General features: G+C 71.3%; 17 protein-coding genes and 2 rRNA genes (1 of these 19 cut by a window edge). 5 read left to right on the top strand and 14 right to left on the bottom strand.

The annotated features are described in order from the left end of the window. The 5 genes from rffA to ACMCNO_RS09300 form a co-directional block, all read right to left on the bottom strand. Positions 1-1,122 (bottom strand): dTDP-4-amino-4,6-dideoxygalactose transaminase, encoded by a 1,122-nt coding sequence (gene rffA / locus ACMCNO_RS09320; protein WP_412749000.1) that lies wholly within the window; start codon positions 1,120-1,122, stop codon positions 1-3. A gap of 513 nt (positions 1,123-1,635) precedes the next feature. Then, positions 1,636-1,770, bottom strand: coding sequence for a hypothetical protein (locus ACMCNO_RS09315; RefSeq protein ID WP_412748999.1), 135 nt, complete (start codon positions 1,768-1,770; stop codon positions 1,636-1,638). Positions 1,771-1,850: 80 nt separating this feature from the next. Beyond that, complete coding sequence (locus ACMCNO_RS09310; RefSeq protein WP_412748998.1) at positions 1,851-3,803, bottom strand: TIGR03960 family B12-binding radical SAM protein; 1,953 nt, start codon at positions 3,801-3,803, stop codon at positions 1,851-1,853. Continuing rightward, complete coding sequence (locus ACMCNO_RS09305; RefSeq protein WP_412748997.1) at positions 3,800-4,165, bottom strand: STAS domain-containing protein; 366 nt, start codon at positions 4,163-4,165, stop codon at positions 3,800-3,802. Before ACMCNO_RS09305 ends, ACMCNO_RS09310 begins: the two co-directional genes overlap by 4 nt. Then, a complete protein-coding gene (locus ACMCNO_RS09300) occupies positions 4,162-6,666 on the bottom strand; it encodes a SpoIIE family protein phosphatase (protein ID WP_412748996.1) in 2,505 nt (834 codons plus the stop codon). The genes ACMCNO_RS09305 and ACMCNO_RS09300 overlap by 4 nt, the downstream gene beginning before the upstream one ends. Before the next feature lie 577 nt (positions 6,667-7,243). On the opposite strand from ACMCNO_RS09300, the gene ACMCNO_RS09295 reads away from it, so the two are divergent. Continuing rightward, a complete protein-coding gene (locus ACMCNO_RS09295) occupies positions 7,244-8,923 on the top strand; it encodes a hypothetical protein (protein WP_412748995.1) in 1,680 nt (559 codons plus the stop codon). Positions 8,924-8,933: 10 nt separating this feature from the next. Here ACMCNO_RS09295 and ACMCNO_RS09290 read toward each other — a convergent pair whose 3' ends face one another. The 3 genes from ACMCNO_RS09290 to ACMCNO_RS09280 form a co-directional block, all read right to left on the bottom strand. Next, positions 8,934-9,614: a lysophospholipid acyltransferase family protein gene (locus tag ACMCNO_RS09290; protein WP_412748994.1), complete on the bottom strand. Its 681-nt coding sequence runs from the start codon at positions 9,612-9,614 to the stop codon at positions 8,934-8,936. A 142-nt stretch (positions 9,615-9,756) separates the two neighbouring features. Beyond that, entirely contained in the window at positions 9,757-12,879 is a 3,123-nt protein-coding gene (gene ileS / locus ACMCNO_RS09285; protein WP_412748993.1) for an isoleucine--tRNA ligase, read from the bottom strand. A gap of 290 nt (positions 12,880-13,169) precedes the next feature. Continuing rightward, positions 13,170-14,786: a methyl-accepting chemotaxis protein gene (locus ACMCNO_RS09280; RefSeq protein ID WP_412748992.1), complete on the bottom strand. Its 1,617-nt coding sequence runs from the start codon at positions 14,784-14,786 to the stop codon at positions 13,170-13,172. Positions 14,787-14,949: 163 nt separating this feature from the next. Between ACMCNO_RS09280 and ACMCNO_RS09275 the strand changes: the two genes are divergently transcribed. Together ACMCNO_RS09275 and ACMCNO_RS09270 are read left to right on the top strand one after the other, a co-directional pair. Beyond that, positions 14,950-15,966 (top strand): ArsR/SmtB family transcription factor, encoded by a 1,017-nt coding sequence (locus ACMCNO_RS09275; protein ID WP_412748991.1) that lies wholly within the window; start codon positions 14,950-14,952, stop codon positions 15,964-15,966. A gap of 76 nt (positions 15,967-16,042) precedes the next feature. Continuing rightward, the gene (locus ACMCNO_RS09270) at positions 16,043-16,483 is read left to right on the top strand and encodes a carboxymuconolactone decarboxylase family protein (protein ID WP_412748990.1); all 441 of its coding nucleotides are present in this window, start codon (positions 16,043-16,045) and stop codon (positions 16,481-16,483) included. Between the two features lie 14 nt (positions 16,484-16,497). Here ACMCNO_RS09270 and ndk read toward each other — a convergent pair whose 3' ends face one another. Then, positions 16,498-16,917: a nucleoside-diphosphate kinase gene (ndk, locus tag ACMCNO_RS09265; protein WP_412748989.1), complete on the bottom strand. Its 420-nt coding sequence runs from the start codon at positions 16,915-16,917 to the stop codon at positions 16,498-16,500. 641 nt (positions 16,918-17,558) lie between these two features. Here ndk and ACMCNO_RS09260 point away from each other — a divergent pair. Then, complete coding sequence (locus ACMCNO_RS09260) at positions 17,559-19,136, top strand: VOC family protein (RefSeq protein ID WP_412748988.1); 1,578 nt, start codon at positions 17,559-17,561, stop codon at positions 19,134-19,136. 42 nt (positions 19,137-19,178) lie between these two features. Here the strand turns inward: ACMCNO_RS09260 and ACMCNO_RS09255 are convergent, their stop codons facing one another. The 3 genes from ACMCNO_RS09255 to ACMCNO_RS09245 form a co-directional block, all read right to left on the bottom strand. Beyond that, positions 19,179-19,637, bottom strand: coding sequence for a DUF4233 domain-containing protein (locus ACMCNO_RS09255; protein WP_412748987.1), 459 nt, complete (start codon positions 19,635-19,637; stop codon positions 19,179-19,181). Next, a complete protein-coding gene (locus ACMCNO_RS09250; protein ID WP_412748986.1) occupies positions 19,634-20,968 on the bottom strand; it encodes a bifunctional folylpolyglutamate synthase/dihydrofolate synthase in 1,335 nt (444 codons plus the stop codon). The genes ACMCNO_RS09255 and ACMCNO_RS09250 overlap by 4 nt, the downstream gene beginning before the upstream one ends. Positions 20,969-21,166: 198 nt before the next feature. Next, positions 21,167-23,806: a valine--tRNA ligase gene (locus ACMCNO_RS09245; RefSeq protein ID WP_412748985.1), complete on the bottom strand. Its 2,640-nt coding sequence runs from the start codon at positions 23,804-23,806 to the stop codon at positions 21,167-21,169. A gap of 122 nt (positions 23,807-23,928) precedes the next feature. Between ACMCNO_RS09245 and ACMCNO_RS09240 the strand changes: the two genes are divergently transcribed. Further along, positions 23,929-24,654: a hypothetical protein gene (locus tag ACMCNO_RS09240; RefSeq protein WP_412748984.1), complete on the top strand. Its 726-nt coding sequence runs from the start codon at positions 23,929-23,931 to the stop codon at positions 24,652-24,654. Positions 24,655-24,839: 185 nt separating this feature from the next. On the opposite strand, the gene rrf is transcribed toward ACMCNO_RS09240, so the two are convergent. Both rrf and ACMCNO_RS09230 read right to left on the bottom strand, forming a co-directional pair. After that, positions 24,840-24,956: ribosomal RNA gene (rrf, locus tag ACMCNO_RS09235) — 5S ribosomal RNA — on the bottom strand. 123 nt (positions 24,957-25,079) lie between these two features. Next, a 23S ribosomal RNA gene (locus tag ACMCNO_RS09230) occupies positions 25,080-25,614 on the bottom strand; it runs 2,573 nt beyond the window's last position.

Here is a 25,614-nt window from a genome sequence, read left to right as displayed (position 1 = left end):
TCAATCGGCCGCGTCAACGAACGAGCGAACCGCCGCGATCACCTCCGCCGTCTCCGCTTCGGACAGCCGGGCATACAGCGGCAGTCGCACCAGCCGGTCCGCCACATCGGAGGTCACCGCGCACCCGCCCGGCGCCACCCTGCCGAACCGCTGTCCGGCGGGTGCGCTGTGCAGCGGCTGATAGTGAAACGTCGCCTGCACCCCCAATTCGGCGAGGTGCGACAGCAGCCCCTGCCGCCGTCCCAGGTCCGGCATCAACAGGTAGTAGAGGTGCGCTGGATGCTCGCGCCCAGGCGGCACTGCCATTCCCCACCCAGCGAACGCGGCGTCGTACGCGTCCCACACCCGATGCCGACGCCGCTGAATCTCGTCGAACACCTCCAACTGGGCGGCGAGCCCGGCCGCTAGTACGTCCGACGGCAGGTAGCTGGAGCCGACGTCCATCCAGCGGTACTTGTCCACCTGTCCGCGGTAGAACCGACTGCGGTCGGTGCCTTTCTCTCGCAGGATCTCGGCCCGCTCGACCAGCCGTTCATCATTGATCAGAAGGGCGCCACCTTCGCCGCAGGAGACGTTCTTCGTGGCGTGGAAGCTCTGCGTGGCCAGCGCACCGAACGAACCCAACGGACGCCCGTGGTAGCTGGCGCCCAGCCCATGTGCGTTGTCCTCGACCACCGCCAGGCCGTGCCGCTCGGCGACCTTGGTGATCGCATCCATCTCGCAGGCCACCCCACCGTAGTGAACCACCACGATCGCTTTGGTGCGCGTGGTGACCGCGGCCTCCACCGCCCGCTCGTCGAGATTGAGGGTGTCCGGGCGGCAATCCACGAAGACCGGGACCGCGCCGCGCAGCACGAACGCGTTGGCGGTGGAGACGAACGTAAACGACGGCATGATCACCTCGTCGCCCGGCCGCAGGTCGAGCAGCAGTGCCGTCAGCTCCAACGCGTGGGTGCATGACGTAGTGAGCAAGACGGACCGCGCGCCGGTGAGCTCTCGCAACAGCTCGGTGGCCCGCCGGGTGTATGGGCCATCGCCCGAGGTCTGCCCAGACTCGGCGGCCAGGGTCAGGTACTCGCGCTCGCGGGGCGCCAGAAGGGGACGGTTGAACGGGATGCGCACATCCGGTTTAACCGCCCGGCCACCCAATTGGGTGCGCGGACCACCAGAGCCGCTAACGCAGGGTGACGAAACCGTCGAGCGTGACCGTCGGGCGTTTGGCTGTACCTTTGACCACGATCTTCATGATGTGCGTGCCCGCGCGCGTGGTGGTGGCGGTGCGCGGTACGGCCCCGGGTGTCCACCGTGGCGACCCGCCCTGCCGTCGAGATAGACCGTGGCCACGCCGGTGACGGCGGCCCGAGAGCCGGTCCCGCCGACCCGTGAGCCGGTGAAGGTGTACGTCGCCGTGGCACCCCGCGGGCCGCCTGCTTCTCGTTATGTCCGGCGTACGCGGCGGACTGCCGAGTGCTCCAGCCGCGCGTGAACCGGGCGGCCGTCTCCGCCTTGGTGGCCCCCGTAACCGGCGTCGTCGCTGTGGCCTCATTGCCCAGGCAGTCGGTGGCGGTGACGCGCACGATGGCCGTGCCGAACCGGATCCGGGCTCCGTCGCGTCGGCGCTGTCGACCACGAGCGTCAGGTAGGTGCCGGGGATCTGCCATCCGGCTCCCGGCCATCACTGCCTCGTTCCGCGGCGTACGCCACACCCGCGCCGAACACCGGCAGCAGCCCGGCCAGGACGGCGACGATCGCGGGCGGGTAGACATTCATCGGCCCCCCATAGACACCCGGGGGGGCCGCCCTTGAGCACAAAGCGTCACACAGTGATCACTGAGAGGGGCGCTGCGGTGCTAATGGGATTGTGCCGGCACCCGCATCCCGTTGATCGGGGTCAGCGGCAGCAGCTTCTGGCCCGTGGGCCCGATCTGGATCTCGGTGTCCATGGCCGGGCAGACCCCGCAGTCGAAGCACGGCGTCCACCGGCAGTCGTCCTGCTCGTACTCGCCGAGCGAGTCCTGCCAGTCCTGCCACAGCCAGTCCTTGTCCAGGCCGGAGTCGAGGTGGTCCCAGGGCAGGACCTCCAGTTGGTCCCGCTCGCGGGTGGTGAACCAGGCCAGGTCCACGCCGAAGGAGGGCAGCACCTCGGCGCAGGCGTCCACCCACCGGGAGTACGAGAAGTGCTCGCTCCAGCCGTCGAAGCGGCCGCCGGACTCCCACACCTTGCGGATGACCCGCCCGACCCGGCGGTCGCCGCGCGAGAGCAGGCCCTCGATCAGCGACGGCTCGCCGTCGTGGTAGCGGTAGCCGATCGCCCGGCCCAGCGACCGGTCGCTGTTGATCTCCTGTTTGAGCAGCTTCAGCCGGTGGTCGATCACCTCGGGCGGGGTCATCGCGGCCCACTGGAACGGGGTGTGCGGCTTGGGCACGAACCCGCCGATCGACACCGTGCACCGGATGTCCTTGGTGCCCGCGGCTTCCCGCCCGGCCCGGATCACATGGTGCGCCATCTTGGCGATCTGCACCACGTCGTCGTCGGTCTCGGTGGGCAGGCCGCACATGAAGTACAGCTTCACCTGCCGCCAGCCGTTCGAGTACGCCGTGACCACCGTACGGATCAGATCCTCCTCGGTCACCATCTTGTTGATGACCTTGCGGATGCGCTCCGAGCCGCCCTCCGGGGCGAACGTCAGGCCGGTGCGGCGGCCGTTGCGGGACAGCTCCTGAGCCAGTTCGATGTTGAACGCGTCCACCCGCGTCGAGGGCAGCGACAGCGACACGTTGGTGTCGGCGTACTGCTGGGCCAGGCCGGAGCACATGTCGCCGATCTCGGAGTGATCCGCGCTGGACAGCGACAGCAGGCCGACCTCGTTGAAGCCGGAGAACTCCAGCCCGTCGCGCACCATCTGCCCCACGGTCGTGATGGACCGCTCCCGCACCGGCCGGGTGATCATCCCGGCCTGGCAGAACCGGCAACCCCGGGTGCAACCCCGGAAGATCTCCACCGCGTACCGCTCGTGCACGGTCTCCGCCAGCGGGACCAACGGCTTCTTCGGGTACGGCCAGGCGTCCAGGTCCATCGTCGTGCGCTTGGCGACCCGGAACGGCACGTCCGGGCGGTTCGGCACGACCCGCTGGATCCGGCCGTCGCTCAGGTAGTCGACGTCGTAGAAGCGCGGGACATAGATGCTTTCCGTACGGGCCAGCCGCAGCAGCAGCTCCTCGCGCCCGCCCGGGCACCCCTCGGCCTTCCACTCCCGGATGATCCCGGAGATCTCCAGGACCGCCTCCTCGCCGTCGCCCAGCACCGCGGCGTCGACGAAGTCCGCGATCGGCTCCGGGTTGAAGCTGGCGTGCCCGCCCGCGACCACGATCGGGTCGGCCTCGGTGCGGTCCCTGGCCTCCAGCGGGATCCCGGCCAGGTCGAGCGCGCTGAGCAGGTTCGTGTAGCCCAGCTCGGTGGCGAACGACACCCCGAGCACGTCGAACGCCCGCACCGGCCGGTGCGCGTCGACCGTGAACTGCGGCACCCCGTGCTCGCGCATCAGCGCCTCGAGGTCGGGCCAGACCGCGTACGTCCGCTCGGCCAGCACGTCCGGCTGCTCGTTGAGCACCTCGTACAGGATCTGCACGCCCTGGTTGGGCAGGCCCACCTCGTACGCGTCCGGGTACATCAGGGCCCACCGCACCGTGGCCTGGTCCCAGTCCTTGACCACGGCGCCGAGCTCGCCGCCCACGTACTGGATCGGCTTACTCACCCGGGGCAGCAACTGCTCCAGCTGCGGAAATACGGAAGCCACGCTCATGGGACTCCAGGGTACGCGGGTCCGCGGCCCAGTTCAGCCGCGGCCTCGTCCAGCTCGGCGGCCAGCAGCTCGTCACGGAACGCCCGCAACATCAGTGTCATCCGGGCCGGGCCGGACGGTCCCACGACGAGCCGGATCCGGCGACCCTGCCGTTCGACATCGGCCACCAGCGCGTCCAGCAGCCGCACCCCGGCCCCGTCGAGGAACGCGACCCCGGTCAGATCGATCAGCACCGGGCCGGACGTGCCGGTGCGGTGCACGATCTCCCGGCCGATCGCGGCGGCGTTGGCGAAGTCGATCTCCCCGTGGAGGCGCACCACGTCGGTGCCGTCCTGCCGTCCGAAGGCCACCTGCCGGGTCACGGCTGCGCCCGCCGGCCCCGCCGCATCGTGACCGTGGTGCCCTCGCCGCGGGCGATCACCACCTCGTCCATCACCTGACGCATCAGCCTCAGCCCCCGTCCCCGTACGTCCTCGTCCCGGGTCTGCCGCCAGGTCCCCCGGTCGGCCACCCGCACCTCGACCGCGCTCCCGGCCACCGACGCCTCCACCCGCACCGTCCCGAACGGGTCGTCGCGATACCCGTGCTCGATCGCGTTGGCCACCGCCTCGGAGCAGGCCAGCAGCACCGCCTCGCTGCTGTCCGCGTCGACCGCGTGCGCGGCCAGCCAGCCCCGCAGATCCTTGCGCAGCAGCGCGATCTGCATCGGATCCGCGCCGATGCTGCGTTCCAGCCGCTCCTCGGTGCCCATGGCCAGGCACAGCAGGCAGACGTCGTCGCCGTGGTCGCGACCCACCAGCAGATCCGCCAGCCGCGCGGCGAGGCCGGGCAGCGGGGCGTCGCGGCACCGGGCGTACGCGCGGGCCAGCACCTCGAAACCGGCGTCCAGGGGCCGGTCCCGGCGCTCGATCAGGCCGTCGGTGTACAGCAGCAGCCGGCTGCCCGCGGCCAGCCGGATCCGGTGCTCGACCCGTTCCGGCCGGGCGGCCCGCGAGCCCAGCGGGCCGGACCGGCCGTCCAGCAGGTAGCGCGGAGCGCTGCCCGGCTCGGCCAGCAGCGGGGGCTGGTGCCCCGCGCAGGCGTACGTCATCTCGGAGGTGGCCAGGTTGATCTCCGCGTACGCGACCGTGGTCATCCGGGCCGACTCGACCCGCTCGACGAACCGGTCCAGCCGCTCCAGCAGCCGCGCCGGCCCGGCCTCGGCCGAGGCGAGAGCGCGGATGGCACTGCGCAACTGACCCATGGTGGTCGCGGCGTCGATGCCCCGGCCCACCACGTCACCGACCACCACTCCCAGCTTGTCGCCGGTGATCCGGAACGCGTCGAACCAGTCCCCGCCGACCTCCAGGTCCTGCCCGGCCGCCTGGTAGTACGTCTCCAGCGTGTAGCGGGAGTCGGCGGGCAGGTCCCCGGCCAGCAGGCTGCGCTGCAGGCTGCGGGCGATGGTGCGTTCCTGCTCGTACAGGCGGGCGTTCTCCAGCGACAGGGCGGCCCGGTCGGCCAGCTCGCCGAGGAAGCGGGCCCCGCCCAGCCGTCGCCCGCTGGCCGGGCGCAGGGCCAGGGTGCCCAGGACCCGGCCGCGCACGGTCAGCGGCAGCACGACACAGCCGCGTTCGCGGTCCGGCCCGGTGTCCGGCGGGTAGTCGGGATCGCCTGAGGCGGTCACCGCTGCCGCCCGCTCGGTCAGCCACCGCGGGTCGGGTGCCGGGGCACCCGCCTCGGCGACCACTCCGGCCGGGCCGACCCGCAGGCGCACCTCCGCCCACCCGGCCACCTCGGGAACGAGCCGCTCGACCAGCCGACGGGCCCGCGGCAGCAGCCGGGGCAGCTCCTCCAGCGCCCGGGTGGTCTCAGCCAGGAACACCGCCCGCGCCTCCCGGCGGCGGGTGGCGTCGTAGAGGCGGGCCCGGTCGAGCGCCTGCCCCGCCTGGTGTCCGAGCAACCGCACCACCCGCAGCTCGCTGTCGTTGAGCGCGCGCTGTTCCACGAAGCCGAACGCCAGCACACCCAAGACGTCCGGCGGGCCCGCGTCATGCCCCGGCCCGGCCGTCAGCGGCAGCAGCACGACAGTGCTGCGGCCGGTGCGGCGCATCGTCTCGGCCAGCTCCGGGAAGTGCTCGGCCGCCTCCCGCACCGAGCCGATGACATGCAGGTCGCCACGCCGGGCGACCTGCGCGACCGATCGCGTCGAGGAGCGCGGCACCTGTTCGCCATTCGGCGGGGTGGGTCCGGTGGAGGCCACCACGACGAGCCGGTCACCGTCCGCGTCGACCAGCCAGATGCTGGCGTCGAGCGCGCCGAACGCCGGTCCGGGCGCCCGGACCACCGCCTCGGCCACCTCGGCCTCGGTAGGAGCGGCCGCCAGCTCCGCGACGATCTGCTGCAGTACGCCGACCCGCCGCTCGGACGCCTCGGCCGCCCGCCGCGCGACGAGCAGATCCTGCTCGTAGCCACGCCGCTCGGTGGCGTCGAAGACCGTCGTACGGATCACCCGGGGCAGCCCGCCGGGATCGCGGCTCAGCACCGAGTTGACGAGCGTCGGCAACTGGCGCCCGTCGGCGCAGACGAGGTCGAACGCCACCTCGCGTACGTCGCCCTGCATGGTGAGCAGTGGCGCGTACCGCGTCTCGTGATAGCTGCGGCTGTCCGCGGTGAGCAGGTCACGGAAGCGGCGGCGCCCCACCAGCGCCGACCGCGGGTAGCCGGTCCAGCTCAGCAGCGTCTGGTTCACCCGGACGATCGTGCCGTCGGGCAGGGTCGTGAGGTAGCCGCACGGGGCCTGCTCGTACAGCTCCTCCGGGTCCTCCTCCCAGGGCAGCCGCAGTTCCTGTGTCATCTCGGGCCGGATCGGATCGTCATCCATGCCGCCGCCCCGCCGGGATCGTGGGGTCGCCGCGCCAGCTCCGTTCGCTCATCGCTCGTCCTCGGGGTGACGCTGCACACCGATTGCGGGGCTCGCCGAGCGCCCCGGCACGTGACGTGGTGCGGGCTCACCCCGAATGTCCAGCACGTTCGCAGCGTAACCGTCGAGAGTGGAATCTCGCGCGCCCGCCGTACCGAGCCGGGCGGAACATCCCACGCCGATGTGAGCGAACAGGACGATGCGGTCCGTGTCCGGGGGCTCTGTGCGGCATGCCACCGGTCGCGACGCGTTCCGGGCGCCGCTGCCCGACCGCCCGCGCTGGTGGACCGCGGCACGGCGTTTCGTCGAAGCGTGTACATCCCTGGTCACGATACGGTCCCGGTCCGACGTGCACACCCGCACAGGCGCACACGCCCATCACCTTCGGCAGGGCAGCCCGGGCGCGGGGTCACCGATCACGCGGCGGTTGATCCGACTGGCCGGAATACTTCCTGCCCGATGGGCGCCGTCCGGCCGGGTGGCACCCCGGCTCTAACCTGGCAGCAGGCTCAAGGGGGGCCACGGAAGGAGCGCGCGGATGGCCGACCAGCAGGGCGAACCGCCCTCGGCCGCCGAGCTGCCCGACGAGCCCACACCGGCCCTGCCGTCCACCCCCGGCCCGCCCAATGCCGCGACAGCCGGCGCAGTCAGGAACGAGACCACCCCGGCCGACGCGACCGGCGCGGACCCCACCCCGGCCGACGCGACCCGCGCGGATCCCGGCTCGGCCGACGCGACCCGCGCGGATCCCGGCTCCGCGGACACGACGCGGGCCGTCACCAGCGCGGCCGACGCAACCCGGGCAGACTCCAGCGCGGCCGACACGACCCGGGCCGTCCCCAGCCGGGGCGACGCCACCCGGGTCGAGACCGGCGCTGCCGGCACCACCCCGGCGGCCGCCGAGCCGTCGACCGCGCCCGCCCCGGCGCGCTGGAGCGGGTCGGCAGCCGTACCGGCCGCCGAGGCCAAGCGCCCGTGGTGGTCGCGGTGGCGGGCCGTGCCCAGCCCGGACGGGCGGGACGACGACTGGGACGTGCCTCCGGCCGTCGATCCGTGGGCCGACCAGGACACCCCATGGGATCTGCTGCCGCCCCCGGCACCGGAGGTTCTGCCACCCACCCGGATCGACGCCCCGCAGCCGACCCGGATCGACGCCGCACCGCCGCCGTATCCTTCGCAGCCGGCCGCCCGGCCACCGGCCGCCCCGCCCCCGGTCGGCCCACCGCCGAGGCAGGCGGCCGGGCGACAGGGCGCGCGGACACAGGGCGCGCGGACGCAGGGCGGTCCGGTTCCGGGTGGCCCGGTGCCCGGGGGACCGGCACCGGCCGCAGCGCCGAGCGGCGGCCAGCCCGCCGCACGGCGCCACTGGTGGAGCCGCCGCACGCAACCCCCGGTCCGGCCTCCCGCGCCACCGGCACGACCCGCCCCGGCCGGGTCCCGCCCGCCGTACTCTCAGCCCGCGGCCCGTCCATCGGCCGGGGCGCCGTTCACCCCGGCGGGCGCCCGCCCGCCGCACCCGGCCCCGCCTCCGGCCTGGCGTCCACCCACCCGGCCACCCGCGGCACCCCCGGCCGGTGCCCGCCCTGTCGGGGCGCCACCCGGAGGCGGCCGCCCCGGTGTGGCACCGCCGGGCGGCAGACCGGGGCCCGCCGCGCCGCGCCGCCGGCGCCACCCGCTGCGCAAACTGTTCGTGTTCTCGCTGCTCAGCGCGGCCTTCTGCTGCGGTGTTCCGGCCTACCTCGGCTGGCCCGCAGCGCACCAGTACCCGGTGACGGCGGACCTGCCGGATGAGGTGGCCGACCTGAACCTGCGCGACGACGCCGCCAGCAGGCGCGCCACCGACCGCCTGGCGGATCAGCTGCGCGACAGCGGCCTGGCCGACGGCACCGCCTTCGCCGGGGTGTACGGCGACGGCCGGGGTAAACGGGTCACGATCTTCGGCACCACCGGCCTGCGCCTGCGACCGGAGGCCGACCTCGAGGCGGAGTTGCGGCATCTCGCCGACGACTACCGCCTGGGCGACCTCGCACCGTACGACCTGGGCGAGGCGGGCGCACACGAACGCTGCGGTGTCGGACGCAGCGGCGGCAACGCGGTCGTGGTGTGCGGCTGGGCCGACCACGGCAGCCTGGCCACGGTGCTGCTGACCCGCCGCTCGATCGACGAGAGCGCCAAGCTGGTCGGCAGGTTGCGCGACGCCGTCCTCAGTCGCGGGTAGCGGCCCGCCGTCAGGACTGCTGCTGGCGCGGCGGGGCGTACCGGGGCACGTACTCCTGCCCGGTGAGCTTCTGGATCTCGGCCATGACCTCGTCGGTCAGCGCCCGTAGCGACGTACGGTCATCGCCGCGCCCGACGGTCTCGATCGGCTTGCCGAACCGCACCACGACCTTGCCGCGCCCCTTGCCGGGCTTCGGGTACGGCTGCCCGATGGGCTGCACTTCGTCGGTGCCCAGCATGCCGACCGGGATGATCGGCACCCCCGAGGCGACCCCGAGCCGGGCCACCCCGGTACGGCCCCGGTAGAGCCGCCCGTCCGGGGAACGGGTCCCCTCGGGGTAGACGGCGACCATGTCGCCGCCCTTGAGCACGGGGATAGCCCCGTCGAACGCGGTCAGCGCGGCGCGCCCGCCCGCCCGTTCCACCTTGATGGCGCCCAGGCCGTGCATGAGCGTGCGGGTGAACAGGCCGCCGAGGCCCTTGCCGGTGAAGTACTCGGCCTTGGCCCAGAACGCGATGTGCCGGGGGACGACGGCGCCGAGGAACAGTTCGTCGGCGACCGACAGGTGGTTACCGGCGAAGATGGCGCCGCCGGTGGTGGGGATGTGTTCGAGGCCGTCGACCTGAGGTCGCCAGCCGAGGATCATGGCGTTACCGACAGTGACTTTGCCGATCGAGTAGAGCAGCGGCAACGGTTCCTCCGGCGGGCGTGCAAGAAAGGTGGGGGGCGGTTGTGAGGCTATCGGACGCGCGCCCCCGGTCTCGCGTGGATCTTGGATTGCCGGGCTCGGCGTCCCCGGCGGAAGCGGGGTACGCCGAGCCAAGAGGCAATTCTCACACCGCGCGGACCACCGCGACGGTCACCTGCTCGCCGTCACCGACCTCGCCGGTGAACCCGGCACTGGGATCCAGCACCCCGAACGACAGCGACGTCGCCAGCGTCTCGTCCGCCACGAACGCCCGGTGCCGGTCCACCGCGGCCTCGACCTCGGCCGCGGCCGCGACGGTCAGGCTGATCCGGTCCGACACGTCCAGGTCGGCGTCGCGCCGGGCCTGCTGCACCACCCGGATGACGTCGCGGGCCAGGCCCTCGGCGGCCAGTTCCGGGGTGACCGTGGTGTCGAGGACGACCACGCCCGCACCCCCGGGCAGCGGCGCGGAGTTCTCCACGTCCGCCGCGACCAGGCGCAGCTCGTACTCCCCTTCGGCGAGCGTGACCCCGGCCGCGACCGGCGCGCCGTCGACCAGCTCCCACTCCTCGGCCTTGACCGCCTTGATCACCTGCTGGACCTGCTTGCCGACCCGCGGGCCGAGCACCCGCGGCACCACGGTCAGCACCTGGCGGCAGTACGTCGCCATGTCCTGGCTGAACCGCACCTGTTTGACGTTGACCTCGTCGGCCAGCAGGTCCGCGAACGGTTCCAGGCCGGCCGCCCCGGCCGTGGCCACCGTCAGCGTCGCCAGCGGCAGCCGCACCCGCAGGCCACGCGCCTTGCGCAGCGACAGCGCCGCCGACGCCACGTCCCGGATCGCGTCCATGGCGGCGACCAGCTCGTGGTCGGCCGGGAACTGCTCCGCGGACGGCCAGTCGGTCAGGTGCACGGAACGCTCGCCGGTCAGGCCGCGCCAGATCTCCTCCGCGGTCAGCGGCGCCAGCGGCGCCACCACCCGGCACAGGGTCTCCAGCACGGTGGCCAGGGTGTCGAACGCGTCCGCGTCGCCCGCCCAGAACCGGTCCCGGGAGCGGCGCACGTACCAGTTCGTCAGCGCGTCCAGGTACGACCGGACGGTCGCGCACGCCCCGGAGATGTCGTACTCGTCCATCTGCCGCTGCACGTCCGTGACCAGCTCGCCGGTCTTGGCGAGGACGTAGCGGTCCAGCAGGTGGGTCGAGTCGGTCCGCAGGCGCGCCTCGTGACCCGACGCGTTGGCGTACAGGCTGAAGAAGTACCAGACGTTCCACAGCGGCAGCAGCACCTGGCGCACGGCGTCCCGGATCGCCGTCTCGGTGACCGGCATGTCCCCGCCGCGCAGCACCGGCGAGGACACCAGCATCCAGCGCATCGCGTCGGAGCCGTACTGGTCGAAGACCTCGTAGACGTCCGGGTAGTTGCGCAGGCTCTTGGACATCTTGCGGCCGTCGGCGCCCTGCAGGATGCCGTGGCTGAGGCAGTTGCGGAACGCGGGCCGGTCGAACAGCGCCGTGGCCAGCACGTGCATGGTGTAGAACCAGCCGCGGGTCTGCCCGATGTACTCGACGATGAAGTCGCCCGGGTAGTGGTGCTCGAACCACTCCTTGTTCTCGAACGGGTAGTGCACCTGGGCGAACGGCATCGACCCGGACTCGAACCAGCAGTCCAGGACCTCCGGCACCCGGCGCATCACGGACTGCCCGGTCGGGTCGTCCGGGTTCGGCCGGGTCAGTTCATCGATGTACGGCCGGTGCAGGTCGCTGACCTTCACCCCGAAGTCCTTCTCCAGCTCCGCGAACGAGCCGTACACGTCGACCCGCGGATAGTTCGGGTCATCCGACTTCCACACCGGGATCGGCGAGCCCCAGAACCGGTTCCGGCTGATCGACCAGTCCCGGGCACCCGCCAGCCACTTGCCGAACGAGCCGTCCTTGATGTGCGCGGGCGTCCAGGTGATCTCCTGGTTCAGCTCCACCATCCGGTCCCGGAACGTGCTCACCGCCACGAACCACGACGACACCGCCTTGTAAACCAGCGGGGTGTCGCAGCGCCAGCAGTGCGGATACGAGTGCGTGTAGCCATCGTGGCGCAGCACCACGCCCCGCTCCTTGAGCGCGGCGATCACCGGCTTGTTCGCGTCGAAGACCTGCATGCCCTGGTAGTCGGGCACCAGCGCGGTGAACCGGGTGTGATCGTCCACAGTCACCACGGTCGGGATCCCGGCCGCGTTGCACACGTTCTGGTCGTCCTCACCGAACGCGGGCGCCAGGTGCACCACCCCGGTACCGTCCTCGGTGGTCACGAAGTCTGCGCCGAGCACCTGGAACGCGTTCGGCCCGCCCTGCTCGACCAGGTAGTCGAACAGCGGCGTGTACCGCTTCCCCACCAGGTCCCGGCCGAACACGGTGCCGACCTGCTCGAACCCTTCAAGCTCTTTTGCGTACGCGGCGACGCGCCCCGCCCCGAACAGGTACTTCTGACCGTCGCGCTCCAGCACCGCGTACTCGATGTCCGGGCCGACCGCGAGCGCGAGGTTCGACGGCAGCGTCCACGGCGTGGTGGTCCAGACCCCGACCTTCTCGCCGGACTCCAGCTGGAACCACACCGTCAGCGCCGGGTCGGTCCGGTCCCGGTAGACGTCGTCCATCCGGGTCTCGGTGTTCGACAGCGGCGTCTCGCACCGGAAGCAGTACGCGAGGACCCGGAACCCCTCGTACACCAGGCCCTTGTCGTGCAGGGTCTTGAAGGCCCACATGACCGATTCCATGTAGTCCGGGTCGAGGGTCTTGTAGTCGTTGCCGAAGTCCACCCACCGGGCCTGCCGGGTGACGTAGCGTTCCCAATCCTTGGTGTAGGCGAGCACGGAGGCCCGGCACGCCTCGTTGAACTTGTCGATGCCGAGGTCGACGATCTGCGCCTTGGTGGTGATGCCGAGCTGCTTCTCCGCCTCCACCTCGGCGGGCAGGCCGTGGGTGTCCCAGCCGAAGCGGCGCTCGACGCGCCGCCCGCGCATCGTCTGGTAGCGCGGCACGACGTCCTTGACGTAGCCGGTGAACAGGTGGCCGTAGTGCGGCAGCCCGTTGGCGAACGGCGGCCCGTCGTAGAAGACGAACTCGTTGCTCCCGTTGTCACCGGCGGGGCGTTGCTCGACGCTGGCCTCGAAGGTGTGGTCCGTGGCCCAGTGCTCGAGCACCGAGCGCTCGACCGCGGGCAGGTCGGGGCTGGCCGGCACGCCGGCCGCGTCGCTGTGCTTGGGGTAGGCCATTGGTGGTCCGTCTCCTCGGGCAGCTCACGTTGTCGTGGTCTGCGAGGACGAGCCTTCCGGCCCGCGGTACCACCTCGCTTGGCGCCCCGCGTACGGGACGCCCGCTCGTTGCCGGCGTGGGTGCGGGCCGGTCCGCCCGGTTCTACTGGGGCAGGGTGGCCCGCCCGTTCTTCCGGAGGCTCCCCGGTGATGGCCGGTTCGTCGCCTGGCTGACCACGATACCGGCCGTGGCCGGGTCACCTCACCCGGATTACCCGGGCGGGCACCGCCCGGGTAATCCGGGCTGCGCGTCAGTAGCCGAACGAGGAGACCAGTTCGTCCAGTTCGCGGGCGGTGTCACCGAGGTCGCGGGCGGATTCCCGGGTGGCGTCGGCGTCGCGGGTGGTGGCCGACGCGATGTCGGCGACCCCGCCCACCCCGGCGGCGATCTGCTGCGAACCGGTGGAGACCTCGGAGACGTTGCGGTTGATCTCCGCCGTGGTGGCGGACTGCTCCTCCACGGCCGCCGCGATGGTGCTCTGCAGCTCGGAGATCTGCTTGACCACCCCGGAGATCTGCCCGATGGACGCGGCCGCCCGCTCGGTGGTCTGCTGGATCGCGTCGATCTTGGCGATGATGTCTTCCGAGGCGCGGGCCGTCTCCTGGGACAGGTCCTTCACCTCGCTGGCCACCACCGCGAAGCCCTTGCCCGCGTCGCCCGCGCGGGCCGCCTCGATGGTCGCGTTCAGCGCCAGCAGGTTGGTCTGCTCCGCGATCGCGGTGATCGTCTTGACGATCTGGCCGATCTCGCCGCTGGCCTCGATCAGCTCACGCACCGCGGCGGAGGTCTCCTGGGCGGTGGCCACGGCGTCGCCCGCCACCGCGGCCGCGGCCTCGGTGCTGCGGGCGATCTCGTTGATCGAGGCGTTCATCTGCTCGGCCGCGGAGGCCATGCCCGTCACGTTGTCGGACACCTCCCCGGCCGCGCCGGCCACGATGTTGGCCTGCATGCTGGTGCCCGCGGCCTGCTCCTGCATCCGGTCGGACACCGCCGCCAGCGCCCGCGAGGACGACGCCACCGCCGACGCCCGCGCGCCGACACTGGCCAGGGTCTCCCGCATGGCCGCAGTGGCCTCGTTGAACGCCCGGGCCATCACGGTGAGTTCGTCGCGGCCCTCGACCGCCAGGTTGCCCGTCAGGTCGCGGCGGGCGAGGGTACGCAGCGCCTCCGCCACCGCGGCGACCGGCTTGACCACGCTGTTGGTGATGGCCAGGCCCATCAGTACGGTCAGCACGACCGCCAGACCGGCCCCCACGAACAGCAGCATCCGCAGCCGCTGGGCGGCGAGCCGGGCCTCGTGCTGGGCCACGTCACTGCGCGCGTGCACGGAGTCGATCAGCTGCAGGGTGTTGTCCATGATCGCGTAGTACGCGTCGTACCCGTTGCCCAGGATCAGCATGTTCGCCAGCTTCATCGACTCCGGGGAGTCCTGCCGGAACAGGTCGACAACCTGGCCGTCGTACTTCTGGTAGTCGGCGAAGCTGGCCTTGATGGCGGCGAGGATCTTCTGCTCGGCGGGGGTCAGATCGCCGGCGTGCACCGCCTTCAGGTCCGCCTCGGCGTCCTTCAGGACACCCAGGAAGATCTTGCGGTTGTCCGACTCCGGGTTCGTGGCCGCCTTGCCGCCGAGGAACGGCACGTCCCAGGCGTACGCGAGCTGGCGCGCGCTGACGTCCGCGCTACGGAACTTGAGCTGCATGACGTCGCGGGTCAGCACCTGCAACCGGGCCACCTCGTCGGTGACCGCCGCCTGGCGGCTCGACTCCATGACGCCGACGAAGGTCATCGCCGAGATCAGCAGGCAGAACGCCCCGAACGCCAGGAGCAGGCGCGAGCGCAGCCGCACCCGCCGCAAAATCCGCACCATTGGTCGTCCTCCTGTCGAGTGTCCCGCATCACCAATTGATGTCGGCGAACGGAGGGTCTACTTGAGTTCGGTCACAGTCAGTCTTTTCTCAAGACCAGCTCACGCGGCAACCCCCCGAATCGGGTCACCTAGCGTGTTTACCGCCTCCGCCTAAACTCGGGCCGTGATCCGGATCGAGATCGATGAACGGACCGTGACCCGCACCCGCATCGCGATCAGTCCGCTGACCGAGCTGATCGCCGGGCTGTTTCTCCTGCAGCGGAGCCCGAACGGCGTCCCGTGGCCGTACGATCGCTGGTCCGCGCGAGCCTGGGACGTCCTACGCAACGACCCCGCCGCCGAGCCGGTCCACCTGTACTTCCGGATGCGCCCCTCCTTCCCCGACCTTTTCGTGCCCCTGCCCACCGGCTCGTTGCTGACCCTCACTGAGGAACTCGAGGTTCTTCGCGCCATACCGGCCGAGGTGGTCGAGGAGCAGTTCGCGCAGCACTATCCGGACGGCGAACCGGACTTCCTGCGGCCGTTCCGCACCGATCCGGCGGCCGCATTCGGATGGCTTGCCGACGGGCTGGCGGCCTACTGGGACGCGGCAGTCGCGCCGTACTGGCCCGCGGTGCGGGCCGCCCTGGAGGAGGAGGTGCTGCTGCGCGCACAGGCGCTCGCCGCCCGCGGGCCCGACGCGCTGCTGACGCAGTTGCACGATCAGATCATCTGGCGGCCTCCGTTTTTGACCATGCTCGAGCAGTCTTTGGGGAGGGAAGACCTCCGCGCGGCCAACCAGCGCCTCCTGCTGGTGCCGTTGATCTTCGCGGGCGGCTCGGTCATGGCCTCCCACGACAATCCGAACGTCATGCTGGTGGGATACCAGGCCCGCGGCGCGGCCGTGCTGTCCGAGCGCCCGCCACCGAGCGCCGCGGACAGCCTCGATCGGCTGGCGCTGCTGATCGGTCGCGGGCGCGCCGCACTGCTGCGGGCGCTGACCGTCCCCGCCACCACCACGGGCCTGGCGGCCGCGCTGGGGCTGGCCCCGAGCACGGTGTCGGAACACCTCTCCGCGCTGCAGGCCGCCGGCGTCGTGCAGCGCCGCCGAGCCGGCCGCCGCGTCCTGTACGGCCTCGAGCCCACCGGCCGCGCCCTGCTCAACCTGCTCGACTCGGATACCAGCGCATCTGTTTCCTGAACGGGCACACGACCCTCGATACGCTGTGAGCGACGCCACCGTCCTGCCTATGTCACCGACTCACAAGGAGGACACCATGCCGCGCCTGGCCGTGAACGAGGTCGCCCCGGAGGCGTACAAGGCCGTCATGGGCATGGAGATCTACGCCCGCAAGCACAACGACCCGGTCCTGTACGAACTGGTCAAGCTGCGCGCCTCGATGGTCAACGGCTGCGCGTTCTGCGTCGACATGCACAGCCGCGACGCCCTGGCCGCGGGCGAGGACAGCCGCCGCCTGTTCGGTCTCGCGGCCTGGCACGACAACCCGTTCTACACCGAACGGGAACGCGCCGCGTTCGCCCTGACCGACGCGGTCACCCGGCTCGGCGACCAGGGTGTGCCCGACGACGTGTGGGACGCGGCCGCCCAGCAGTTCACGCCCGAAGAACTGGCCAACCTGCTGATGGCGATCGCCACGATCAACGTGTGGAACCGGCTGGCCATCTCGACCCGGACGGAACCGCCCCCGACGCCCTAAATGTGCGGGAACCCCTAAATGTGCGGGAACCACAGCGCCAGCTCACGCTTGGCGCTGTCGGGCGAGTCGGACGCGTGCACCAGATTCTCCCGGTTCGACAGCGACAGGTCGCCGCGCAGCGTCCCCGCGGCGGCCTTGCGCCCGTCCGTGGCGCCGATCATCCCGCGTACGACCTCGATCGCCCCGTCGCCGCTGATCACGAGGGCGACCAGCGGACCGCCGGTCATGAACTGCTTCAGCGGCGGGTAGAACGCCTTGTCCACGTGCTCCGCGTAGTGCTGGTCGGCCAGTTGCGCGTCCATGGTGCGCAGCACCATCTCCTCGATCACGAGGCCCTTGCGCTCGAAACGGCCGAGGATCTCGCCGACGAGGCCGCGCCGCACGGCGTCCGGCTTGATGAGCACGAGCGAGCGCTCGGCAGCGCTGGTGGACACGGTTCCTCCTGGTCGGGACGAGACAACACACCGGTGCCGGGCACCGGGATGCAGCCTATCGGTACCGGTGGCGCCGCGAGCGCCCACCGCCCACCTCCCGGCGATCCACCGGAATCGGGTCCGTCATCCGCGCGCCAGCTCCCGGTCGGCAGCGCGGCCAGCCCCCGCAGCGCGGTGCAGTCGGCGGCGGTGAGCCGCCGGCAACCGGCCGGGCGCCACGACACCTCGACGATTCGGATATCGACGAATCCGTTTCCAGCTCCGCCACACCGCCTTACGGTCTTCACTCGTGAGAGGACAACGCCGACAAGCCAGGCGGCCAGCGCCGCGCCCGACCCAGCCGTACCGGTCGGCCCGGCCCCCCGGAATGCCGATGCCGCGACGGTCCAGCGACGTAGACATTCACGGCCGGACCGCCTGCCGGAGACGCAGGAATCGGTCGTGATCGTGGTGGGGGGCTGCGGGTGCACACGGGGGATCGCGGTCGAGGCCCGCGGGGCCCCGCAGCTGCCCGATCGTCCACATCCGCCCCAGGGCGGTGCGTCAACCGATGGGTACCGCGACGAGCGGATACCACCATCCCGACTTTCCGGATAGCGCCGCGGCGGCCTAGCCTTGCGGTAATACTCGGGAGGTCCACAGTGGCGAACCAGAACGGCCGCCCCATCGCCCCGGCCCGCAAGCTCCTGGCCGCGGTGCTCGGCACCATCGCCGTGTTCGTCATGCTGTTCGGGCTCGGCCTGTCGAGCTGGTCGATCGTCGCCCTCGGCGTCGCCCTGCTGGCCCTCGCGATCGCCCTGGCCATGGTCAATGTCGTACGCCGCGGCGCCCGCGCCTGGGTGAGCGGCACCGCCCAGGTCAAGGCCGTCTCCGAGCCACCCTCCTCCTCGGTGTACGGACGCGCCGAGTTGCAGGTCGTCGTCATCGCCCCCGGCCTGCCGATCTCCGAAGTGGTCATCCGCGACCCCCGCGTCCCGGTCGACAAGTGGCCTCTCCCGGGTGACACCCTGCCGGTGACGGTGGACGTCGACGACATGCGCCGGGTACGGATCACCTGGGAAGAGGCGCCATCGCGCGCCGACGCCACGGTGCTGAACCCGCCGGTGCCCGGCCACGACCCGCTGGACGAGCCGTCGGACGACGATCTCCTTGGCGAGCCGGAGCCCCCGCCGTGGGCCGCCCGCGAACGTGTCTGGGATCTGGGCCCCGACGAGCCGCCCCCGCCGCCCGCGCCCCGCTCCGGCCAGCAGGCGGAGGAGTCGGCGGGCGCGGTGATCGTGCGCGACGCACCGGGCGGCCCGATGATCCTCGAGGGGCAACTGGTCGACCACGACGACGACCCGGGCCTCCCGCAGAACGCGTCGGCCCAGGACCGGCCCGCGCCCATACCGGCCGCGGCCGCCGGGCCGAGTGGTCCCGCGGGCCCACGGCCCAACGGGTCGCGCCCGAGTCCCCGGCCGCGGGCGGCGACCGCGACGCTGAACTTCGGCCCGGCTGCGCCCCCCGTCGCACCGGAAGCGGCGCCCACAGCGGCCGCACCGGAACAGCGAGTCTCCACCGAACACCGGACCGACGACGCGACGACAACGGAAGACCCGGAGCCCCCGACCGATCCGGTCGCCCACGACTCCGAGATCGACCCCGCTCCCGCCCACGACTCCGAGATCGACATTCCGCTCGACGGAATCACGGAGGCGCCACCCGCGCCAAGCCCGCAACCCCCGGCCACCGACCTACCGGGGCCGCCGGCCGGCAGCCCCTGGACGGATCTCGACGGCGGATACGAACCGGACGAGCGAGTCGACGAGCTGATCACGGCGTACCCCAGTGCCCGCCCCGGCGAGGCCGCGGCGATCCACGGCGTCGGCATCACCGTCCTGGTCACCGACCTGAGGCGCTCGGTCGCGTTCTACCGGGACCTCCTCGGCTTCTTCCAGATCGACAGCGGCGAGGGCAGCGTGGTACTCGGCTCCGGCGACACCCGCCTCGTCCTGCGCACCGTCCACGACCTGTCCGCCAGCACCGCCCGCCTCCTCCACGTCAATCTGGAGGTCGGCGACCTCGAGGCCGTGTACGCCGAGCTGACGCGCAAGGGCATCACGTTCGTGCACGGGCCCCGCCCGGTGAACCGCGGTGACCGGCTGGAACTGTGGGCGGCGTCGTTCCACGACCCGGACGACCACAACATCGCGATCACCCAATGGCGGGCGATCAGCTGAGGCCGCCCCGCCACCCGACCGCAGGGGCGGCCCGACGACCGTTCAGCCCAGGATCGTGCGCCGCACGTACGTCGCGTACCCCCAGGCGGCGCCGAAGATCAGCCCGAGCACCGCCAGCGACCAGTGCAGCAATCCACACGCCAGCAGGAGCACCTGGATCGCGGTGCCGGCAGGCCAGGCCCAGCCGCGCCGCATGCTGCCCGCGACCACCACGCACGCCACCGCCAGGGCGACGACCGCGCCGACACCCCACCCGCTGAGGTGGCCACCCAGCACCCGGATCGGCTGGATGGCCAACAGCAGCACGACCGCCTCCAACGCGAGCGTGCCCGCGCCCAGCCCGCGCACGGCCGCCTGCGGATTGCGCAGTCCCGACGGCCGCGGCGTCCCGCCCGGCACGCCCGCAGCGCCCGGCACGCCCGCAGCGGGAGGGGAGTCGGCTGTGTTCGCCGACGCGTCTGCGGCGGCCGCGTCGTCGCCGGCGGGCGGTGGAGCGGTCACCGCTTGAGCAGTTTCCGCGCGTCGGCGACCGTCACGATCGAGCCGGTGATCAGCACGCCCACACCGCTCAGCTCGCCGTCCAGGTCCGCCTCGGCCAGGACGACCGCCTCCTCGATGGCGTCGGGCATGGACTGCGCGACCGTGACCCGTTCCTCGCCGAAAACGGCGGCGGCCTGCTGCGCCAACTCCTCCACCGGCATGGCGCGCGGCGAGCTGTTGCGGGTGACCACGATCCGGTCGGCGGCCGGCTCCAGCAGGTCCAGCAACCCGGAGATGTCCTTGTCGGCCAGCACGGCCACCACCGCCACGAGGCGCCGGAACGAGAACTCCTCGTCCAGCGCGGTCACCGTGGCAGCCATGCCGTGCGGGTTGTGCGCCCCGTCGAGCAGGATCGTCGGCGCGCTGCGCACCCGTTCGAGGCGGCCCGGCGAGTCGACCCCGGCGAAGCCCTCGCGCACCAGATCGGGTTCCAGCTGCTTGTGCGCACCGGCCCCGAGGAACGCCTCGACTGCGGCCAGCGCCACCGCGGCGTTCTGCGCCTGGTGCGCACCGTGCAGCGGCAGGAACACGTCCTCGTACACGCCGCCGAGGCCCTGCAGGCTGAGCACCTGCCCGCCGACCGCGATGCCTCGGCGCATGACGCCGAACTCGGACCCCTCCCGGGCGATGGTCGCGCCGACCTGGGCGCAGTGCTCCAGCAACGGACGCATGGCCTCCTCGGTCTGGGCCGCGCTGACCACGGTGGCACCGGCGTGGATGATCCCGGCCTTCGCCCAGGCGATGTCCTCGATGGTGTCGCCGAGCCACTCGGTGTGATCCAGGCCGATCGGGGTGATGACGCAGACCCCCGCCTCGATGACGTTCGTGGCGTCCTCGGCACCACCCAGCCCGACCTCGACGACCGCGATGTCCACGGGAGCGTCCGCGAACGCCGCGTACGCCATGGCCGTGGTCATGTCGAAGTACGTCAGCGGCTCCGCCACGCGCGCGTCCACGAGCGCGGCCAGCGGCGCGACCTCGTCGTACGTGGCCACCAGCCGCTCCTCGGAGATCGGCTGCCCGTCCAGGCTGATCCGCTCCCGGACGGTCTCCAGGTGCGGACTGGTGTACCGGCCGGTGTGCAGCCCGTGCGCCCGCAGCAGCGCGTCGATCATGCGAGCAGTGCTGGTCTTGCCGTTCGTGCCGGTGAGATGAATCGCCGGGTACGCCCGCTGCGGGCTGCCCAGCACGTCCATCAGGTCACGGATCTTCTGCAGGTCGAAGTCCATCCGGGTGAAGCCGCGCTGCTCCAGCGCGCCCGCCACCTCGTCGTACCGGCTCCCGCCGCTCATGCCGTGCCTGCCTTCCGCATGGTCTCGCGGCCCTCGGTGTCTTCAGTCACGCTGGGCCACCCGGACGGGCGCCCGCCGCTCTCGCTCACGCTGAGCCACCACGACGCTGGCCGTGCTCGCTCACCCGGAGCCAGCAGGACAGGCCCTGGCCGCCCTCACTCACGCTGAGCCGGCCGGACCGGCGCTCGGTGCACGCGCTCATGCCGAGGGCAGGGCGGTCAGGGCCGCGGCGATCCGCGTCAGGTCGGCCTCGGCCGTGGCCAGCCGGTCCTTGATCTTCGCGACCACCTGCTCCGGCGCCTTGCCGACGAACGCCTCGTTGCCGAGCTTGCCCCGGCACTGCGCGGCCTCCTTCTCCGCGGCGGCGCGGTCCTTCTCCAGCCGGGCCCGCTCCGCTGCCACGTCGATGGTGCCGCGGGTGTCCAGGTCGACCGTGATCCCGCCGGTGACGGCGAGGGTTGCCGTGGCCGCGAAGTCGGTGCCGGGGCTGTCGAGCCGGGCCAGCGACCGGATCAGCGACTCGTGCACGTCGATGCCGACATTGCCGAGGCCGGTCAGGGCCGCGGTGACCCGCTGCCCGGGCCGCAGGCCCTGGTCCGAGCGGAACCGCCGGACCTCGGTGACCACCTTCTGCAGCGCGGCCAGTTCCTCCTCGGCGGCATCGTCGATCCGGGTACGGTCGACCGCCGGCCAGGTGGCACGCATGACGGTCTCGCCGCCCGTGAGCACGGTCCACAGCTCCTCGGTGACGAACGGGATCACCGGGTGCAGCAGCCGCAGCAACTGGTCGAGGACGTGCCCGAGGACCCGCCGGGTCCGCTCCCCGTCCGCGCCTTCCGCGGCCAGCACCGGCTTGCTCAGCTCCACGTACCAGTCGCACACGTCGTCCCAGGCGAAGTGGTACAAGGTGTCGCACACCTTGGCGAACTCGTACGCCGCGAACTGCTCGTCCACCTCCGCGACGACGTGTTGCAGCCGGGACAGGATCCACCGGTCGATTGTGGAGAGTTCCTCGGCGGGCGGCAGATCACCCGCGACGGTGGCCCCGTTCATGAGCGCGAACCGGGTGGCGTTCCACAGCTTGTTGCAGAAGTTGCGCGAACCCTGGCACCACTCCTCGCTGATCGGCACGTCCGAGCCGGGGTTGGCCCCCCTGGCGAGGGTGAACCGGGTCGCGTCCGCGCCGTACCGATCGATCCAGTCCAGCGGGTCGACCACATTGCCGAACGACTTCGACATCTTCTTGCCGTGCCCGTCGCGGACCATCCCGTGCAGCGCGACCACGTCGAACGGCTGACGCCCACCCATCGCGTACAGGCCGAACATCATCATCCGGGCGACCCAGAAGAACAGGATGTCGTAGCCGGTGACCAGCACGCTGGTCGGGTAGAACTTCGCCAGCTCGGCGGTCTGCTCCGGCCAGCCCATGGTGGAGAACGGCCACAGGGCCGAGGAGAACCAGGTGTCGAGCACATCCTCGTCCTGGCGCCAGCCCTCGCCCGACGGCGGCTGCTCGTCCGGGCCGACACAGACGACCTCGCCGTCCGGGCCGTACCAGACCGGGATCCGGTGTCCCCACCACAGCTGGCGGGAGATGCACCAGTCATGCATGTTGTCGACCCAGGCGAAGTACCGCTTCGCCAACTCGACCGGTTCGATCGCCACGCGCCCGTCACGCACCGCGTCCCCCGCGGCCTTCGCCAGCGGACCGGTGCTCACGAACCACTGCAGCGACAACCGCGGCTCGACCGTGGTCTTGCACCGCGAGCAGTGCCCCACCGAGTGCACGTACGGCCGCTTCTCCGCGACGATCCGGCCCTCCTCGCGCAGCGCGGCCACGATGGCAGGCCGGGCCTCGTACCGGTCCAGGCCCTCGAACGGCCCGGGAACGGTGACCACGGCCCGTTCGTCCATGATGGTCAGGCTGGGCAGGCCGTGCCGCTGGCCGATCTCGAAGTCGTTCGGGTCGTGCGCCGGGGTCACCTTCACCGCGCCCGTACCGAATGCCGGATCGACGTGGTCGTCGGCCACGATCGGAATACGCCGGCCGGTCAGCGGCAGCTCCACCTCGGTGCCGACGAGGTGCTTGTACCGTTCGTCGTCCGGGTGCACCGCGACCGCGGTGTCACCCAGCATGGTCTCGGCGCGGGTGGTCGCGACCACGACGGCGGCGTCCCCGTCGCCGTACCGGATGGAGACCAGCTCACCGTCGTCCTCGGTGTGCTCCACCTCGATGTCGCTGAGCGCGGTGAGGCAGCGGGGACACCAGTTGATGATCCGCTCCGCGCGGTAGATCAGCTTGTCGTCGAACAACCGCTTGAAGATCGTCTGTACGGCCCGGGACAGCCCCTCATCCATCGTGAAGCGCTCGCGGGTCCAGTCCACGGAATCGCCCAGCCGGCGCATCTGGCCGAGGATCGCCCCGCCGGACTCCGCTTTCCACTGCCAGACGCGCTCCACGAACGCTTCCCGGCCCAGATCATGACGAGACATCTGCTGGGCGGCCAGCTGACGCTCCACGACGTTCTGGGTGGCGATGCCGGCGTGGTCCATGCCGGGCAGCCACAACACCTCGTAGCCCTGCATCCGCTTCAGCCGCGACAGAGTGTCCTGGATCGTGTGATCCAGCGCGTGACCGACGTGCAGGGAGCCGGTCACGTTGGGTGGTGGGATCACGATCGAGAACGGCGGCTTGTCACTGGCCGGATCCGCTGTGAAGTAACCGCCCGCTACCCACCGCTCGTACCGCCGCTGCTCTACCTCACCGGGCTGGTACTGGGCCGAGAGGCCCCCGGTCGGACGGCTGTCAGGGGTACGGGTCTGCGCTGCATCGGTCACCCGACAATTCTACGGACGGCGCCTGGGTGGCCTTCGCTGGCACCGCCCTAGCTGGCACAGCCTTCGCTGGCACAGCCTTCGCTGGCACCGCCCCTGGGCGGCGATGGCTGTAGGCTCGCGCAATGCCCGAACGCGACCCCGGCCCGACCCCCGGTACGCCCTCCCCGGCTGCCCCGGGATCCGCCGAGGCCACGTCCGCGGCGAAGCCGGCGGAATCCACCGCCGGCACCGACGCGACCGGCGCGGAAGCAACCGAGACCGCAGGCGCCGAAGCTTCGGCGCCTTCTGGGCCGCGCCGACGTGCTCGCACGATCGCCCTCACTTCCCTCCTGGCGGTCGGGGTGGCCGGGGCCGTGGCAGCCGGTTTTGTCGGCTGGCGGATCATCTCGCAGAAGGACGCCACGGTCGCCGCACCGGCCCAGGTCGCAGACCTTCCCCGGGACGACAGCGACAACGGCCGGAGTACCGCCGAGTACCTACAGACCGCGTTGGTTGCCGAGGTGGACCTCGATGACACCGTCGCGGCCGCGTATCAGGACCCTGCCGGTCGCGGCGTCCTCTTCGTCGGCGGCACGGGTCTGGTCTGGCAGCCGGAGGACGAGCTGACGAAGGCGTTCCGGCTGGTGTCGGACGCCCAGGGCGCCGTAACTCACGTGCACGAAGTACCCGCCGGCCCGCTCGGGGGCACCGTGAAATGTGGTCGTACCCCCACCGACGACGGCGACATGGCCGTGTGCGGCTGGGCAGACCATGGCAGCGTGGCGCTGGCGCTGTTTCCCAAGCGATCCGAGGATGAGTCGGCGAAGCTGATTCTCTCCGTGCGCGAAGCCGCCCAAAAGCGCGACTGACCCAGAAGCGCCAGCTACCCGAAGCGCCAGTAACCCGAAGCGCCAGTAACCCGAAGCGCCAGTAACCCGAAGGTCGCGGACCCGGGAGCATGAAGGGGCCAATCGAGTGGGCGCATGAGATCGATTGTGGGTACAAAAAAGGTGAGGGCCGCCCCTTGTTGGGGGCGGCCCTCACCATGGTTTGAGTCCGGCGGCGTCCTACTCTCCCACACCCTCCCGAGTGCAGTACCATCGGCGCTGGAGGGCTTAGCTTCCGGGTTCGGAATGAGACCGGGCGTTTCCCCTCCGCTATGACCACCGGCACACTGGCCAGCGCACCAACCCCCCACTCCTGTCTGCCCCGGGTGTTGCACCCAGGCCTATAGGGGGGGTGGTTGTTTGCTGAGATATCACACAGTGGACGCGTGTCGAGCACCTTGTTTAATGTGGTTAAGCCCTCGGCCTATTAGTACCGGTCAACTGAACCAGTTACCTGGCTTACATCTCCGGCCTATCAACCCAGTCGTCTAGCTGGGGGCCTTACCCACTCAAAGGTGGTGGGATACCTCATCTCGAAGCAGGCTTCCCGCTTAGATGCTTTCAGCGGTTATCCCTTCCGAACGTAGCCAACCAGCCGTGCCCCTGGCGGGACAACTGGCACACCAGAGGTTCGTCCGTCCCGGTCCTCTCGTACTAGGGACAGCCCTTCTCAAGTATCCAACGCGCACGGCGGATAGGGACCGAACTGTCTCACGACGTTCTAAACCCAGCTCGCGTACCGCTTTAATGGGCGAACAGCCCAACCCTTGGGACCTGCTACAGCCCCAGGATGCGACGAGCCGACATCGAGGTGCCAAACCATCCCGTCGATATGGACTCTTGGGGAAGATCAGCCTGTTATCCCCGGGGTACCTTTTATCCGTTGAGCGACACCGCTTCCACTCGCAAGTGCCGGATCACTAGTCCCGACTTTCGTCCCTG

Origin of the sequence: Krasilnikovia sp. M28-CT-15 (assembly GCF_047159595.1) — a bacterium.
In the GTDB taxonomy this organism is placed as follows: Bacteria; Actinomycetota; Actinomycetes; order Mycobacteriales; family Micromonosporaceae; genus Actinoplanes.
This window is presented reverse-complemented; position numbering and strand designations above follow the sequence as displayed.

Bases quoted from the DNA above. Each gene is read 5' to 3' on its own strand.
- ACMCNO_RS09270 (WP_412748990.1), top strand. From the start codon at position 16,043: ATGCCGCGCCTGGCCGTGAACGAGGTCGCCCCGGAGGCGTACAAGGCC.
- ACMCNO_RS09280 (WP_412748992.1), bottom strand. From the start codon at position 14,786: ATGGTGCGGATTTTGCGGCGGGTGCGGCTGCGCTCGCGCCTGCTCCTG.
- ileS (WP_412748993.1), bottom strand. From the start codon at position 12,879: ATGGCCTACCCCAAGCACAGCGACGCGGCCGGCGTGCCGGCCAGCCCC.
- ACMCNO_RS09310 (WP_412748998.1), bottom strand. From the start codon at position 3,803: ATGAGCGTGGCTTCCGTATTTCCGCAGCTGGAGCAGTTGCTGCCCCGG.
- ACMCNO_RS09295 (WP_412748995.1), top strand. From the start codon at position 7,244: ATGGCCGACCAGCAGGGCGAACCGCCCTCGGCCGCCGAGCTGCCCGAC.
- ACMCNO_RS09250 (WP_412748986.1), bottom strand. From the start codon at position 20,968: ATGAGCGGCGGGAGCCGGTACGACGAGGTGGCGGGCGCGCTGGAGCAG.
- ACMCNO_RS09240 (WP_412748984.1), top strand. From the start codon at position 23,929: ATGCCCGAACGCGACCCCGGCCCGACCCCCGGTACGCCCTCCCCGGCT.
- ACMCNO_RS09300 (WP_412748996.1), bottom strand. From the start codon at position 6,666: ATGGATGACGATCCGATCCGGCCCGAGATGACACAGGAACTGCGGCTG.
- ACMCNO_RS09315 (WP_412748999.1), bottom strand. From the start codon at position 1,770: ATGAATGTCTACCCGCCCGCGATCGTCGCCGTCCTGGCCGGGCTGCTG.